Origin of the sequence: Novosphingobium colocasiae, from assembly GCF_014652555.1 — a bacterium.
In the GTDB taxonomy this organism is placed as follows: Bacteria; Pseudomonadota; Alphaproteobacteria; order Sphingomonadales; family Sphingomonadaceae; genus Novosphingobium; species Novosphingobium colocasiae.
The window spans coordinates 489,596-505,053 of the sequence record NZ_BMZA01000001.1 but is presented as its reverse complement, the minus strand read 5'-3'; the positions used below and the strand labels follow the sequence as shown (position 1 = coordinate 505,053).

General features: G+C 66.4%; 16 protein-coding genes. 2 read left to right on the top strand and 14 right to left on the bottom strand.

Going from position 1 to position 15,458, the window contains the following annotated elements; all coding sequences use genetic code 11:
* Positions 1-40 precede the first annotated feature (40 nt).
* The 10 genes from IE122_RS02510 to lptB form a co-directional block, all read right to left on the bottom strand.
* On the bottom strand, positions 41-895 hold the full coding sequence (locus IE122_RS02510) for a TorF family putative porin (RefSeq protein ID WP_189619487.1): 855 nt from the start codon (positions 893-895) through the stop codon (positions 41-43).
* 272 nt (positions 896-1,167) lie between these two features.
* Positions 1,168-2,718: a SulP family inorganic anion transporter gene (locus tag IE122_RS02505; protein ID WP_189619486.1), complete on the bottom strand. Its 1,551-nt coding sequence runs from the start codon at positions 2,716-2,718 to the stop codon at positions 1,168-1,170.
* Positions 2,715-3,404, bottom strand: coding sequence for a carbonic anhydrase (locus tag IE122_RS02500; protein ID WP_189619485.1), 690 nt, complete (start codon positions 3,402-3,404; stop codon positions 2,715-2,717). The genes IE122_RS02505 and IE122_RS02500 overlap by 4 nt, the downstream gene beginning before the upstream one ends.
* 143 nt (positions 3,405-3,547) lie before the next feature.
* Complete coding sequence (locus IE122_RS02495; RefSeq protein WP_308430390.1) at positions 3,548-4,834, bottom strand: ATP-binding protein; 1,287 nt, start codon at positions 4,832-4,834, stop codon at positions 3,548-3,550.
* A gap of 50 nt (positions 4,835-4,884) precedes the next feature.
* Positions 4,885-5,622 carry a response regulator transcription factor gene (locus tag IE122_RS02490; protein WP_189619752.1) on the bottom strand — a complete coding sequence of 246 codons (738 nt, stop codon included), beginning with the start codon at positions 5,620-5,622 and terminating at the stop codon, positions 4,885-4,887.
* Positions 5,623-5,837: 215 nt separating this feature from the next.
* A complete protein-coding gene (locus tag IE122_RS02485; protein WP_189619483.1) occupies positions 5,838-6,107 on the bottom strand; it encodes a hypothetical protein in 270 nt (89 codons plus the stop codon).
* A 145-nt stretch (positions 6,108-6,252) separates the two neighbouring features.
* Complete coding sequence (locus IE122_RS02480; protein ID WP_189619482.1) at positions 6,253-6,630, bottom strand: VOC family protein; 378 nt, start codon at positions 6,628-6,630, stop codon at positions 6,253-6,255.
* Positions 6,631-6,832: 202 nt separating this feature from the next.
* A complete protein-coding gene (locus tag IE122_RS02475) occupies positions 6,833-7,513 on the bottom strand; it encodes an energy transducer TonB (RefSeq protein WP_189619481.1) in 681 nt (226 codons plus the stop codon).
* 153 nt (positions 7,514-7,666) lie between these two features.
* Entirely contained in the window at positions 7,667-9,199 is a 1,533-nt protein-coding gene (gene rpoN / locus IE122_RS02470; RefSeq protein WP_189619480.1) for an RNA polymerase factor sigma-54, read from the bottom strand.
* Between the two features lie 63 nt (positions 9,200-9,262).
* Complete coding sequence (gene lptB / locus IE122_RS02465) at positions 9,263-10,087, bottom strand: LPS export ABC transporter ATP-binding protein (protein ID WP_229813660.1); 825 nt, start codon at positions 10,085-10,087, stop codon at positions 9,263-9,265.
* 217 nt (positions 10,088-10,304) lie between these two features.
* On the opposite strand from lptB, the gene IE122_RS02460 reads away from it, so the two are divergent.
* Positions 10,305-10,703 carry a hypothetical protein gene (locus IE122_RS02460; protein WP_229813658.1) on the top strand — a complete coding sequence of 133 codons (399 nt, stop codon included), beginning with the start codon at positions 10,305-10,307 and terminating at the stop codon, positions 10,701-10,703.
* A gap of 96 nt (positions 10,704-10,799) precedes the next feature.
* The gene (locus IE122_RS02455; protein WP_189619749.1) at positions 10,800-12,146 is read left to right on the top strand and encodes a TldD/PmbA family protein; all 1,347 of its coding nucleotides are present in this window, start codon (positions 10,800-10,802) and stop codon (positions 12,144-12,146) included.
* A 2-nt stretch (positions 12,147-12,148) separates the two neighbouring features.
* On the opposite strand, the gene IE122_RS02450 is transcribed toward IE122_RS02455, so the two are convergent.
* The 4 genes from IE122_RS02450 to dksA all read right to left on the bottom strand — a co-directional run bounded on the left by IE122_RS02450 (position 12,149) and on the right by dksA (position 15,241).
* Positions 12,149-12,538, bottom strand: coding sequence for a DUF4112 domain-containing protein (locus IE122_RS02450; protein WP_189619748.1), 390 nt, complete (start codon positions 12,536-12,538; stop codon positions 12,149-12,151).
* Between the two features lie 131 nt (positions 12,539-12,669).
* On the bottom strand, positions 12,670-14,163 hold the full coding sequence (locus IE122_RS02445; RefSeq protein WP_189619479.1) for an ABC transporter substrate-binding protein: 1,494 nt from the start codon (positions 14,161-14,163) through the stop codon (positions 12,670-12,672).
* Between the two features lie 91 nt (positions 14,164-14,254).
* Positions 14,255-14,620, bottom strand: coding sequence for a PilZ domain-containing protein (locus IE122_RS02440; protein WP_189619747.1), 366 nt, complete (start codon positions 14,618-14,620; stop codon positions 14,255-14,257).
* 162 nt (positions 14,621-14,782) lie between these two features.
* Positions 14,783-15,241, bottom strand: coding sequence for an RNA polymerase-binding protein DksA (dksA, locus tag IE122_RS02435; RefSeq protein ID WP_189619478.1), 459 nt, complete (start codon positions 15,239-15,241; stop codon positions 14,783-14,785).
* Positions 15,242-15,458: the final 217 nt, after the last annotated feature.

Below are 15,458 nucleotides of genomic sequence, written 5' to 3'. Positions count from 1 at the left end.
CGGGCGACGGGCGTTGCGGTGCCCGTTCGCCTGGCTTAACTCAGAACGCTACGGTGCCCGAGAACAGCACCGTGCCGCCGGCGATCGAGCCGGTCCCGTCCTGCCCGCGCGAGAAGCTGGGCTGGAGGTACGCTGCTTCCTTCTTGGTGATGTCGGTATCGACATACGACACGCCCAGCGTCACCGGGGTACCCGGGATCGCCACATCCGCGCCGATCAGCCAGTCGAGGTATTCGCCGGTGGGGGCGACCGACGTGGCGAACGGGCCAAGGCCGTCATTGCCCTTCGAATAGCCGATGTGCGCCTTGAGCGTCACCGGCGTCGACGGGATCGCGGCGGAAACGTCGGTCCAGATGTAGAGGTTGTCGTTCTTGTCGCCTTCATTGCTGTAGCCGACGCAGCAGGCTTCAAAACCATTTGCATACCAGGAGCCGAGCGCTTCCTGCTTGGGCGCATAGGCGACGCCCACGGTGACCCCGACCGGGCCGAGCGAACCCGACAGCTTCACATAAGGCTCGATGAAATCGGTGTTATCGAAGCCGCCCGGATACATGTACCAGGTCGCGCCGACATCGACCGTCAGGCCGGGGCTGACTTCGGTCTTGAAGCCGGCGATGATATCGAGTTCCATGTTCGAGCCCCCGAAGGTGCCCCAACCGGCGAGGTTCGAACCCCAGGTGCCGACATAGAAGCCGCTTTCGTGGCTGATGGTGGCACCGGCCTGGATGGCGAGGTTGCGATCGCTCTGCGACACGCCACGGAAGCGATAATCGTTGACCAGCGCGACGCTGCCCGAAACGGTGATCGGGCCGGGCGCGTCTTCGGCGAAGGCGGGCGTTGCGGTCAGCGCAGCGGCGGCGAGCACGGCAGCGCCGGCAATCTTCAGGTGCTTCATGTTATGTCTTTTCCCTCATGGTTAAAGGCTTTGCTCCTTCCTGCCATCCGGGATGCCGGCACCGCTCGCGGCGGACCATGTCACTCCGATCGCACCTGCAATAATCATGCTGCATTGCACAACGCTTGCCCGAATGTGACGAACTGTTGCTGCGAATGGACATGCAAGAAACACAAAAAGGGGCGGCCATTCCGGAGAATGGCCGCCCGTCAGGCACGCGAACCGGGCGTGAGGGTGCCCGGGTCGCCAGGTACAAGTTCAGGCCGGCAGCATCAGGCCGGCAGGGGGCGAAGCACCGCTTCCGGGCCGGTGACCAGATCGCGCTGCCCGGCCTGGCGACGGCGGCCGATCCAGTCGCTGAGGGTTTCGGCGGTGGTGTGGTCCATCGCGGTTACGCCATCGAGGTCGAGGTGAACCGGACGGTCCACGCTCTGCCGTTCCAGCACCGCGTTGAGCCGGGTGAGGCCGATGAAGGTGGCCGCGCCGTTCAGCGCCACACGCACCGGGCCTTCGGCATGACCGTCATCGGCATGTTCGGCCACCTTGAGCCGGATATCGCGGATGTGCGGCAGGATCTCCACCACCGAGAGCGCAAGGCCGACCAGCACGCCGGTCAACAGATCGGTCGTCACCACCAGCACGAAGGTCACCGCCCAGATCGCCGCCGGCAGCGGGCCGTGCGCCTTGAACAGGTGCCGGACATGCTTGAGGCTGACGAGCTTCCACCCGGTGACGACCAGCACCCCGCCCAGCGCCGCCATCGGCACTTCGGCGAGCAGCCAGGGCAGCATCGCCACAAAGCCGAGGATCCAAACGCCGTGAAGCACGGTCGACAGGCGGGTGCGCGCGCCGGCCTGGACGTTTGCCGAACTGCGCACGATGACGCCGGTCATCGGCAACGCGCCGAACAGCCCGCACAGCAGGTTGCCCACGCCCTGCGCGCTCAGTTCCTTGTCGTACTTCGTGCGCACGCCATCGTGCATGCGATCGACCGCCGCGGCCGACAGCAGGGTTTCGGCGCTGGCGATGAACGCGATGGCGAGCGCGGCGACGATCAGCGTCGGGTTGGCCAGCGGCGCGAACCATGCGGCGCTGCCGGGCAACGCGAAGGCGGCACCGATCGAAGCGGGCACTTGGATACGCGATACGTCGAGCGCGAAGCCCCAGGCGATCAGCGTCGCCGCCAGCACGCCCAGCAGCGCACCGGGCACCAGCGACATCGATTTGGGCCGCAGCTTCTCCCAGCCGATCATCACCGCAATGGTGAGGACACCCAGCATCAGCGCCAGCTCGGTCGCCGCGACATTGCTCAGATCGAGGCCGAGTACGCGCGCGGGCATCATCGCCATGTTCTGAAGGCCGCTGGAGAGCGGCTTTTCATCGAACAGGATGTGGAACTGGCCGATCACGATCAGCGCGCCGATGCCCGCCAGCATGCCGTGAACCACGGCCGGGCTGATGGCGCGGAACAGGCCGCCCAGTTTGAGCCAGCCGGCGACCAATTGCAGCACCCCGGCCAGCAGCAGCACCGGCCCCAGCGCTTCCAGCCCATGTTCGCGCACGAACTCGAAGACGATCACGGCAAGGCCGGCGGCGGGTCCGGAGACCTGCAACGGCGATCCCGCCAGCAGGCCGACGACCACGCCGCCGATGATGCCGGTGACCAGGCCCTTTTCGGCCGGGACACCCGAAGCGATGGCGATGCCCATGCACAGCGGCATGGCCACCAGGAAAACCACGATCGACGCGGTGAAATCGCGGCCGAAGTGGGCGAACAGGCCGCTGCGGCCGGGCGGTGCGGCCGTTTGGGTAGCGGCGTTCATTCGGCAGCCTCCGCATACTCGGTTGCAACTCGCGAGCGTGCGGCCAAGGCCACCGGCAGATCGCGGTCAGCCCGCAGCGCCACGAATTCGCCGGTCTCGCCATCAAGGCCCAGGACCTGGCCGGCGCGGATATCCACAAACCAGCCATGCAGCGTCATCTCGCCGCGCGCGATCGCGGCGGCGACCGCCGGGTGCGTGCGCAGATGGCTGAGCTGTGCGATGATGTTTTCCAGCGTGATCGCACGGACCCGCTCCTTGGGAGTGAGTTCGCCGTGGCAGGTAGTCACGATGTGCTCGGCCGCCGCGCCGTGGCGCAGCCACGCGGCGACGTTGGGCATGGCTTCAAGCCCGGTGGGGTCGGCCAGCGCCTTCATCGCGCCGCAGTCCGAATGACCGCACACGATCACGTCACGCACGCCCAGCGCCATGATGGCATATTCAACCGTGGAAGTGACGCCGCCGTTCATCGTCGCATAGGGGGGCACGATGTTGCCGGCGTTGCGGCACACGAACAGATCGCCGGGCTCGGCCTGCATGATCTGCTCGGGGACGATGCGCGAATCCGCGCAGGAAATCATCAGCGCCTTGGGCGACTGGCCATGCGTGGACAGCTTGTCGAACAATTCGCCTTTGTCGGGGAAGATGGACGTCTCGAAATCGAAGACGCGGCCGATCAGTTCGTTCACGATGCACACCTATTGGTTTGATTGCTGTGCCGACCGGACAGGGACCCGGCGGCATCACATCCAAAATTAGGTGGCGGGCTTTTCTCGCCTGCTGCGCAAGCGTTACAAAATTTTGCTGCGGCGCAACGCGGCGCTGATTGCGCTCAATCCGCCGTAAGCGGCAGACGGATGGTCACGCGCAAACCGCCCTCCGGCCGGTTGCGCAGATCGAGCGTGCCGTTTTCCTGGCGCACCGCCTTGCGTACGATGGCCAGCCCCAGCCCCATACCGGCCGTATCCCGCGCCCGCGCCGTGTCCAGGCGAACGAACGGCTGAAGCGCATCGGCGATGCGGTCTTCAGGGATGCCCGGGCCATCATCCTCCACCACGATCTCCGCCGCGCCGCCATCCTTGCGGACATGGACGCGGGCATTGCCGCCATAGTGCAGCGCGTTCTCGATCAGGTTGGACAGCGCCCGCCGGATCGACACCGGCCGCGCCACCACTTCCAGGCTGGCAACCCCGGCATAGCGGGCATCGGCCCCGTGATCGGCGGCGGCGTCCACCAGCGTTTCGGCCATCACCGCGATGTCGATCCGTTCGGGCGCGATCGCCTTGCCGTCGCTGTCGACATAGGCCTGCAGCGAATCCAGCAGCAGCCGCATCTCGTCGATATCGTGAGCGATGCCCTCGCGCACTTCGGGCTCCACGCTCTCGTCATCCAGCCGCAGCCGCATCCGTGCCAGCGGCGTCTTGAGATCGTGGCCGATCGCCAGCATCGTCTGGGTGCGGTCGGTCAGCGACTGGTGGATGCGATCCTGCATGTCGTTGAGCGCGCGGATCAGCCCGCGCATCTCGTCGGGCCCATGCTCGGGCACCGGGCGCGGCGCGCCGGCTTCCAGATCGTGCGTGGCGCGGATCAGGTTGCGCAACGGCCGCAGCACCGTGCGCAGCAGCGCCCAGCCCAGCAAAACCAGCGCCAGACTGGGCAGCACGAAGCTGAGCACGCGGCCCGCCGTCAGCTTCCAGGCGGCATGGGCATAAGTATGGAACCGCAGGACACTGCGATCGGAAAGCCGCACCGACCCGCCGATGTTGCCCTTGTCCGGCCGTCCCTCCAGATGGATTTCCAGATCGGACAGCGCCAGTTCGGGGGCGATCTCGATCACTTGGGCGCGCAGCGAATCCAGGCCGAGCGATCCGCGCGTGCGATCGCCGGGCTGCACCCACTCCAGCGAAAAGCGCTGCGTGCTTAGCGCGACCGCATGCGCTTGCCGGGCCTTGGGGGGAAGGCGCTCCAGCGTACGGGTCGCCAGCACCACGTTCTCGGCGATACGGCTGGCATCGTCGCGGCGGAGCTGGAACGCATTGACGCGATCGAACAGCAGCGAATTGGCCGCCCCGTCGACAAGGATCACCAGCAGCAGCACGCCCAGCAAGCGCTCGGGCAAGCCCAACCGCCTGAACAGGGCCGCAATCCGTTCGGCGAGAGGGGACTTCATTAGTCGCGCGACACGTTGGCCCGGAACATGTAGCCCACCCCGCGCACGGTCACGATCGGCGCATCATGTCCTTCAAGCTGAAGCTTGCGCCGCAGCCGGCTGATAAGGACATCGATGCTGCGATCCGAACTGTCGCCGATGCGCGAGCGGGACAGCTCCATCAGCCGTTCGCGGCCGAGCACTCGCTGCGGATAGCCCAGGAACGTCAGCAACAGGTCGAACTCGGCCCCGGTCAGATCGACCATCGCGCCGCTGGGCGAATGCAGTTCGCGCCGCGAGGTGGACACTCGCCAGCCATCGAAATGCACGATATCGCCGGTGCGCTGCGCGCTTTCGCCGGTGCTTTCGCCCCCGGCTGCCGATCCGCTGCCGCGCCGCAGCACCGCGCCGACGCGCGCGGCCAGTTCGCGGGTGCTGAACGGCTTGGCGAGGTAATCGTCGGCCCCCAGCTCCAGGCCAAGGACCCGATCCTCCTCGCTTCCGCGGGCGCTGACGAAGATGATCGGCACATCGCTTTCGCGCCGCAACCGGCGGAACAGATCAAAACCGCTGGTGCCCGGCAGCATGATATCGAGGATGACGAGCTGGACCGGGCTTTCGCGCATCACGATCCACATTTCCGCGCCGGTGGCGGCGGTCAGCACGGTATATCCGCTCTGACGCAAGGCGCGCGCGGTCAGCGTGCGCAAGGCACCATCATCCTCCACCAGAAGGATCGTCGGGGCGGCGGCGACCATTCCGCTCGGACTGCTGGCCCAGGGTGCGACAGTCATTGGCTCTCTTGTATTTCCATGCATCGATATAGGTGCACTTGCGCCAGTGGCAATGCGCACCGATTGAGCGAAAATGGGCGATCTACTGCACTTTCAACGCACTAGCGTGAAAATTGCGGTAGATCACCCTATCTTCCGTCCGGTTTGATCGGCCGGTCTGCAGTACCGGCGCGATCAAATCACCGCGTCGGAGCGGCGTCGGCCAAGGCGGGAACGGCCGCTTCGGCGCGCTGCGCGCGGGCTTCCTCAGCCTTGGCCTGATGATGGCGGCAGGCGCGGCTCTTGACCGGATCGGGATGGCAGGCCGCCTTGGGGCCCTTGGCGACCACGCTCGACGGGGCGGGCAGCGCGCCATGGCCCTTCATGTGGCGGATGGTATCGCTGGCGGCAGCCGGGGCTGAAGCGGCGGCGATCAGCCCGGCAAGAGCGAGGGTGTGGGAAAACTTCATTACGGCGTCTCCTGATACACTTTCGATGTGCAGGATTTGGAGAGCGCACGTTTCGGGCCCTATGCCCGCTCGTTACGAAGTATTGCCGACCTTCGGGTATGTTGCCCTGCAAACCGCCTTATGACCGGTTTGCAGGGCACCGCGCTCACATGCGGTGAAGCGCGCAGAGCTTGTTGCCGGTGGGATCGCGCAGATAGGCCAGATACATCGGGCCATAGGCCGATTCCCGAACGCCCGGCGGATCTTCGCAGGTGGTGCCGCCCGCAGCCACTCCGGCCGCGTGCCAGGCATCGGCCTGCGCAGGATCGGCCATGCTGAAGCCGATGGTGCCGCCATTGGCGTGGCAGGCACCTTCGCCGTTGATCGGCGTGGTTACCAGAAACAGGCCGTCGTTATGCATGTAGACCAGCCGGCCGTTGCCATCGACGATCCCAGGCTGCCCGCCCATCGCCCCGAACACGGCATCGTAGAACCGCTTGGCCTCATCCATATCGGCCGCGCCCACCATTACGTGACTGAACATGTCCTCTCCTTCTATGGCTCGGCATTCATGGCCGATGCGGCATCGTGGCGCGAAAAGGCCCGCTGCACAATCCGTGAAGCGGGCCGATTGCGATGGGAAAGCCGGAGCGACGCCTGGTGGTGCGGTGGCAGCGTCGCCCCGGCGGGGCCAGGGCCAGCTATTGCTGGTTCCCCCCCCCTAAAGCATGCAGCAGGCTGATCTTTCAGTCCTGCGGGATGACCCAGCGGATCGTCCCTGAATACGTCCCCGCCGCCTGATTGCCCGCAGTGTCCATCGCCGGAGTGAACCGGGCGCGACGGCTGACAAGGTCGCAGGTTGCGCGGTCAAGATCGGCCCAGCCGCTGCTGGCGGTGACGGTGCATCGGCTGACCCTGCCGTCGGCGTCGATCGCCAGTTCGAACCGCACCGGCCCCTGATGCCCATCGCGCAGTTCGCGGGTGGGATAATCGGCAGTGGTCGCCCAGCCCGCCGGATTGTTGCGAACCATGGCAGCTTTCGCGGCGAAACGCGGCGTCGGCTCGGCGATCGGCGGATCGGGGCGAACAAACGCGACCGGCGGATCGGTCGCCAGACCACCGGCGGGCGTATCGTCGATGACCACCCCGGAACCGACTGGGGGAAGGGGATTGTTGATGGGGTGGACGACATCCGGCTTGATTACAGGTCTGTCGTCCGTTGCGACCGGAGGGCTCGGCGGCGGCTTGGGCACCGGGGTGGTAAAGGTGAGCGAGGGCATATGCGGAGGGGCAACCGGCGGATTGACGATAACGACGCTGAGACCGCTGATGACCGCGATGGCCACCCCGGCCTGCAACAGCGCGACAATGCCGCCGGTTACGACCTGCCGGCCACGGCCATCCGCTTCATGATCGATATACGACATGGGCATCCTCTCTTCTTGGTACCGTATTCCCGAAACCGGGCCCGGCACCGTTGACAAGATCAGGATTACCACAAGCGTCAATAAATAGAACCGTTTTTAGCGGGTCAGTACAATAATCTATACTGTCATGATGATTAGGAGCATGCTTATTACTTACCGCACCGCAGCAAGCGCCTTCTGCCGACGACGCTGGACAGAACTGCCCAGCCCGATCGCCTCGCGGTATTTCGCCACCGTTCGCCGCGCCAGTTCGAAGCCCTTGTCCTTCAGCATATCCACCAGGGTGTCGTCCGACAGGATCGCCTTGGGGTCTTCTGCGTCGATCAACTGGCGGATGGCGGCCTTGACCGCTTCCGCCGATGCGCCGCCCTCTCCGCTCGCCGAAGCGACGCCCGAACTGAAGAAATACTTCAGCTCGTAAGTACCGCGCGCGCATTGCAGGAACTTGTTCGACGTCACCCGGCTGACGGTGGATTCGTGCAGGCCGACCGCCTCGGCCACCGCGCGCAGCGTCAGCGGCCGCAATTGCGAAACGCCGCGCCGGAAAAAGCCTTCCTGCTGCTTCACCAGCTCGGTCGCGACCTTGAGGATGGTGCGCTGGCGCTGGTCGAGCGCCTTGATCAGCCAGTTGGCATCCGCCAGCTTTTCCGAAAGCCAGGCCCGCGAACCCTTGTCGTCGCACGATCCCCGGACCTCGACGTAATAACCGCGGTTGACGATCAGGCGCGGCAGGGTCGCCTGGTTGAGGCTGATGTCCCAGCCGCCGTCGGCCCGCGCGGCGACGAGAATGTCCGGCACCACCGCGCCCGAAGGCTCGCCACCGAACCGCAGCCCCGGCTTGGGATCGTAACCGCGCAGCTCGCGCAGCATGTCGGCAAAGTCCTCGTCATCGACGCCGCACATCCGCTTCAGCCGCGCCAGTTCGCCGCGCGCCAGCAGATCGAGATTGTCGATCAGGCGGGCCATGCACGGATCGTAGCGATCCGCCTCGCGCGCCTGCAGGGCGATGCATTCGGACAGGCTGCGCGCGCCCACCCCGGTCGGATCGAAACCGTGGACCAGCGCCAGCGCGCGTGCCGCCTCATCCGCATCGATATCCAGATCGGTGGCGATATCGGCCAGCGCGACCGGCAGATACCCGGCTTCGTCGAGATGGCCGATGATGACGCGGGCGATCCCCGCCTGGACCGGATCGCGCGTTGCCGGGCCGACTTGCGCGTCCAGGTGTTCGCGCAGCGTTTCCCCGCCGCCGCCGCGTTCGTCGATGGTGGGGCCTTCCTCGCCACCGGCCAGCCGCAGGTCGCCCGACCAGTCGCCGCTGTCACCCGGCCTCGCCACCGCATCCGCCAGCGTCACCGCACCGTCGCCGGTATCGCGATCGGCATCGATCGCCGCGCCGTCGATGTCGAGCGGCCGATCCTCTGCCCCGCGCCCTTCGCCGATCAGTTGATCGACCGGCGAGCCGCCTTCGAGCGAAGTTCGCCGCGCCTCATCACCGGGCTCGGCAGCCTCGGCCGGTGCCGTTTCGGGGGTCACGTCGAGCAACGGATTGGCGTCGAGCGCCTCGCCGATGAACGTCTCGATTTCCAGATTGGACAGCGCCAGCAGCTTGATCGCCTGCTGAAGCTGCGGCGTCATCACCAGCGACTGGCTTTGCCGAAGGTCCAGCCTTGGGCCCAGAGCCATCAGATCACCGCCCCTGCGGACGCGGTCCCGGGAATGGTCGCGCCACGCGCCATCCCATAGCCGTCAAAGCGTAAAGCCTTCGCCAAGATAGAGCCTGCGGACATTCTCGTCCGCGACGAGCGCTTCCGGGCTGCCGGCGAACAGCACCTGCCCGCCGTAGATGATGCAGGCGCGATCGACGATGTCGAGCGTTTCGCGCACGTTGTGATCGGTGATGAGCACGCCGATGTTGCGGGTGGCGAGATCCTTCACCAGATCGCGGATATCGGCGATCGACAGCGGATCGATCCCGGCGAACGGCTCGTCCAGCAGCATGATCGACGGCTTGGCGGCCAGCGCGCGGGCGATTTCGCAGCGCCGCCGCTCCCCCCCGGACAGCGCCATCGCCTGGCTCGCCCGCAGCCGGGTGAGCCCGAATTCATCGAGCAGGCGATCAAGTTCGGCCTGGCGCACATCGGGATCGGGCTCGTTCAGTTCGAGCACCGCGCTGATGTTCTGTTCGACTGTCATCGCCCGGAAGATCGAGGTTTCCTGCGGCAGATAGCCCAGGCCAAGGATCGCACGGCGATACATCGGCAGCTTGGTCACATCGATCCCGTCCATCAGGATGCGGCCGGAATCGGGGCGCACCAGCCCCATGATCGAATAGAAGCAGGTGGTCTTGCCGGCACCGTTAGGGCCCAGCAGGCCGAGCACTTCGCCCTTCGCCACGGTCAGGGAAATGTCGGTCAGGACGGCGCGCTTGTCATAGCTCTTGGCGATCGAGACGACTTCGAGCCCGCCGCGTTCGGCCACAAGGTCCGTGCCTTGCGGCCCCGCCACGGATTGCGCCGCCGGGGTTCCGGAATTGTCCCGCGCTTGCGCGATGTCACCAGCCGTATCGTTCATCGCGCAGAGATTTACGCAGGCGCACGGCGATCGGCAACCCGCATTTGCCCTTGGCGGGTATCAATTGGCAGGTTTCATGCATGGTGTTTCCGCCTGACGCACCCCGCACACGTCCGGTCCGGCCGACAGTTGCAGCAAAGTCATGACCGCTTGATTTTTCCACAACCGCGCCTGTATGACTCGCAGCCGGGAATCGGGGATCAGGAGAGGGCTGACCATGATCGAGGGCACTCACGCCGGAAGTGCGCGCGCATCCGCAGACTTCGACACGCCAGATCGCACACGGCGCACCGATCCGCGCCGCCGGATGAGCGACCAGATCGCCTATGCGCTGCTGGTCTATACCGCGCTTCAGATCTTCGCCACCGTCAGCGCGCTCCAGGGCAGCGACTTTGCGCTGCTGCCCTATCTCGCGCTGGTGGCATTGGTGCTCGCCATCATCCCCGCCTGCCGCCTGTTCGAACAGCGCTGGGGCGAGATGAGCGATGCCGAGGCGACCGCTCCCGCCACCATGCGCCGCTTTCGCCGTGATCGCACGGCGCTGTGGGCGCTGGCGCTGGGCCTGCCTTTCCTGCTCACGGGGCTATTCAAGGGCGCGGCACTGCTGCTGGCCTGATCGACAGGCCCTTGCCCCGCCCTGCGGGGGAGACTAGGCGGCACGTGGCGGCGCACTTTCCGCGCCATGCCTGCGATGCCCGGAGTTTCCCTGACCATGCTGACCGCCGATGAGGCCTGCGACCGCGCCCGCGATCTGGTAGAACGCGCCCGAAAGGCCGGCGCGGATGCGGCCGATGCCGTTTACGGTGCCAGTTCCGCCGAGGGCATCCAGGTCCGCCTCGGCAAGCTCGAGGATGTCGAGCGTTCGGAAAGCGAACATATTGCGCTGCGCGTGTTTGTCGGCCGCCGTTCGGCCAGCATCGGCTCGTCCGACCTGTCGGGCGCGGCGCTGGAAGAGCTGGCGGCGCGCGCGATCGACATGGCCCGCGCCGCGCCCGAAGATGCCTATGCCGGGCTCGCCCCCGAAGAACTGCTCACGCACGCCCCATGGCCTGATCTCGACTTGTGCGACAGCCATGAACCCTCGCCCGAAGCGCTGCGCGACAAGGCCCGCGAGGCCGAGGATGCCGCCCGCGCCATTGCCGGGGTCACCAATTCCGACGGCGCTTCGGCCAGCGCCGGGCGCGGCACTGTGGCGCTGGCGACCAGCCATGGCTTCGCCGGAGCCTATTCCAGCACCAGCCATTCGATCAGCGCCTCGGTCGTCGGCGGAGAAGGCGGCGGCAAGCAGCGCGATCACGCCTGGCGGCAGGCCCACCACGCCGCCGACCTGCCCGCCGCAGCCGAAATCGGCGCACAGGCGGGCGAGCGGACAGTGGCGCGGCTCGATCCGGGCCGGATCAAGGGCGGGGCGATGCCGGTGATCCTCGATCCCCGCGTGGCGGGTACGCTGGTCAGCCACCTGATCGGTGCCATATCGGGGGCTGCGATCACCCGCCGTTCCAGCTTCCTGCTGGACAAGCTGGGCGAGCAGCTCTTTGCCCCCGGCATCCGCGTCCATGACGATCCGCTGGCCCGGCGCGGTCTGCGCTCGCGCCCGTTCGATGGCGAGGGGCTGGCGACGGCACCGCGCGATCTGATCGCCGATGGCCGACTGACCGGGTGGCTGCTGGACAGCGCATCGGCTCGCCAGCTTGGCGGCGTGCCCACCGGCCACGCCGCACGCGGCGGCGGCGGGGCACCGTCGGTCTCGGTCGGCAACCTGCACATGGCGGCGGGAACGCTGACTCCCGCCGAGCTGATGGCGGACATCGCCGATGGCGTCTACGTGACCGAACTGATCGGCCAGGGTGTCAATGCGGTGACCGGCGATTACAGCCGTGGCGCTTCGGGCTTTCGCATCGTCAACGGCGAACTGGCCGGGCCGATCGCCGAATTCACGGTGGCCGGAAACCTCATCGCCATGTTCGCGCAGACAACCCCGGCGAACGATCTGGAGTGGTACCGCGCAATCAACGTGCCGACCCTGCGGATCGACGGGATGACCGTGGCCGGGGAGTAGCCCTACCCTTCGATGATGCGGGTATGGGGGTGGTGCTTGTCGAGATGGCGGCGCACGATCCGAAGGTTGCGGCTGTTTGACTTGAACACGAAGTCGAACAGATCGCCGGCAAAGGGGATCGCGCCCAGCGCGGTATCCACGCCGATGTTGCCGATCATCCGCGCCTGCTGCCAGCGCGACATGCCCAGGTTGCGCGCTTCCCACACGAGGTAGAGGCCCATCGCCGCACCGACCAGATCGCCGGCTACCGGGATCAGCCCGACCAGCGCGTCCAGGCCGACCCGGTGACGGGTGCCGGGTACCGCGATCGCCCGCTCCAACAACTGCTCAAGCGCCTCGATCCGGCGGCGCACCGCATCTGCATCGCTGCCCAGGGGAAAGTCGATCCCCATCGGACGGGCGGCACCGGTGGTCCCGGCGCGTTGGGGCCCGGAGGTTGAACTGGCTGTCACGCTGCTTTCCCTTTCTGATCGGCCTGCCCATGGATAGGACGGTAACGCGAAAAGACCCTTTCGGGTTTCGCCTACTTGGGCAACCAGGCCAGCGGCATCAAGGGATGCCAGCCCCAGGTGTTGGCCGAAAAGCCCGACACGCTGCCACGCACCAGCGACCATCGGATCGGCGGTCCGAAGGGAATGAACACATTGGCGGCGGTCAGCTCCGTCTCGGCTTCGGCCAGCAGGGAGGCGCGTTCGACATCGGCAAGCCCTGCCGCCTCGGCCACCTTGGCGTCGGCATCCGCCGCACAAAGCCCGCGCCGTGCCGCGCATGACAGGCGGTTGAGGAACCAGGCCGCGCGCGGATAGCGGGCGACATCGTCGATCAGCACCAGATCGGCCCGGCCCGGTTCGGGAACCCGTTGCAGGCTGACCGCGATCGCCGCGAAATCATTGGAAAGCTGGTTGAGCAGCACGGTCGAGCCATCGCCTTCGGGCAGCCAGATCGTCAGCGGCACCGTGGCCATCTTCGGCACGGGCTGCGCGGCCAGCCAATCGCGGACCCGCCTGCCGGCCACCGCGCGGCGTTCGTCCATCGGCTGGTCCTGCCAGCGCTCGCCGATCGTGCCGAGATCGCCGTCAAGGCTGGGGCTGACAAGGCGGGTGGTCGGCATCCAGTTGCCGACGCCGAACGGTGCGATCAACGCATCCCGGTCGATCGCCATCGCCAGCGCCTCGCGGCGGACCGGATCGCCGAGAAACCCCTTGTCATTCATGACCTGCAAGCCGAACAACCCGCTGACCGGATCGAGCTGGATGGTACCGCGCAGCAGCCCGACCGAACGGGTCAGCAGGAAATCCTGGAAGCGCCCGCCGGTGACGAGATCGACCTCGCCATCGTTGAAGCGCGCCACCGCGTCCTTGCCGGGCAGCGCATCAAGCCGGATGGCGCGGGTGCGCGCGGCGAAATCCTCGATCTGCGGCAGCCCCAGCCGCGACGGATCGATCGGCGAAAGCCGCGCGGTGCTGACCTTGCGATCGAGCGCCATCGGCCCGCTGCCCTCGCCGTCGTGAAGCAGGCCCAGTTCGGGCTGGGCCAGCAGTTGCAGCAGATAGGGCATCGGCCGCTGCAGGCGGATTTCAATCACCCGTCCGGCCATGACCCGGATCGTCTCGATGCCGCCCAGATCGAGCCCGAACGGGGTGCCTTTCAGCGTCTTGATCGCGCTGTCGATCGCCTGCTTGGCGGACAGCGCGGTAATGTCATCGCCGTTGCGCCAGGTGCCGTCGCGCAGGCGGAAGATGTAGCTCTGGCCATCGTCAGTGACGATCCAGCGGTCAGCCAGGGCGGGAATCACGCGGCCTTGCTCGTCAAAGGCAACCAGCCCTTCGACCGTGGCGGCCTGCACCATCTGGCCGGCGGGCGACAGGCGGGGACCGGTCTCGAACGGATCGTCGGGCGCGCCGACAACGATCATCGCCAGTGCCGAATTGTCGTCCGAGCCACAGGCAGCAAGCGGCAACGCCAGCAGCGCCGCCAACGCGGCCCGGACCGTCAACCCGTTACGCCATGAATGCATAGCTTGGGCCTAAGCCGTTTTGCGCCGCCGGGCAAATCCGGCCGCGCCGTGATAGCGGGAAAACCTGTGTGCGCTCGGCAATGCCGGGCTATCAGATCTTGCGCAGTTCCACCGGCTTGGACAGCTTGGCCTGATAATTGCGCACATAGGCGGGGGCCGGGTCCTCGGCGGTTCCCACCGGGGCACGGGCGACCTTAGGGTCGATGTCTTCGCGGAAGGCGACGCCGAAACGGGTGTCCTGCACCCATGCCACCGACCCTTCGATCCAGCCGACGTTGCGGATTTCGACCTCTACCTGGGCACCGCGCGCCACGCGCACCGGGCCTTCGCCCATCATGCCGCCGGATGAAAGGTTGCGCACCTTGATGCGGTGCACGCCGTCCAGCCCATCGATCCGCATGTCAGCCATCAGGAACAGGCTGTCACGCGCAATCTGGCGATTTTCCCCGTCGGTCATGGCTTCCATCCGGTTTTCAAACTGGGTCTGCATCCACGGCCACCTCGCGCACGCACCATGCGGGCACGCATGCCGTATCGGAAACATTCCTAGCGACGAATGGCTAACATTTCCTGAACGCCGCCGGCGGAGCCCCCGCCGGACGGCCGGATCAGCGCCGCATCAGTCGTCCCGCGAAACCCGCTCGCGGCGTTCGTGCGCTTCCTGCGCTTCGACCGTCATGGTGGCGATCGGCCGCGCTTCCAGCCGGCCTAGGCCGATCGGTTCGCCGGTAACCTCGCAATAACCGTACTCACCTTCCTCGATCCGGCGCAGGGCGGAATCGATCTTGGCGATCAGCTTGCGCTGGCGGTCGCGGGTGCGCAGTTCGATGCCCCAGTCGGTTTCGCTGGAAGCACGGTCGTTCAGGTCGGGTTCGCGGATCGGACCGTCCTGAAGCTGCTGCAGCGTTCCGGCTGCGGCATCGAGGATCGATCGTTTCCACGCCAGCAGCAACTTGCGGAAATAATCCTGTTGCGCTTCGCTCATATAGGCTTCGTCGGCGGCGGGTACATAAGCACCGCCTATAGCGCGCTTGGCTTTCGCCAGAACGTCAATGTCGTCAGCAAGGGCAGTCGCCATCCTATGGAATCTCCACAAGTCCCCCATCAGCCGGCACGCCCCTGCAATCCCGGGCATTCCCGGTGACCACCTGCCGATCTGCGGTTGCGGGGCCTATAAAACCACGCAATTCCCGGCACAAGCGCTTATCCCGGATCATCCCCAAAAAAGACGGGTTTCCGACATGCCCCTGACAGGCCCGAAAAATTTACGCGGTCTGTTAACTGTTTGTTGACCA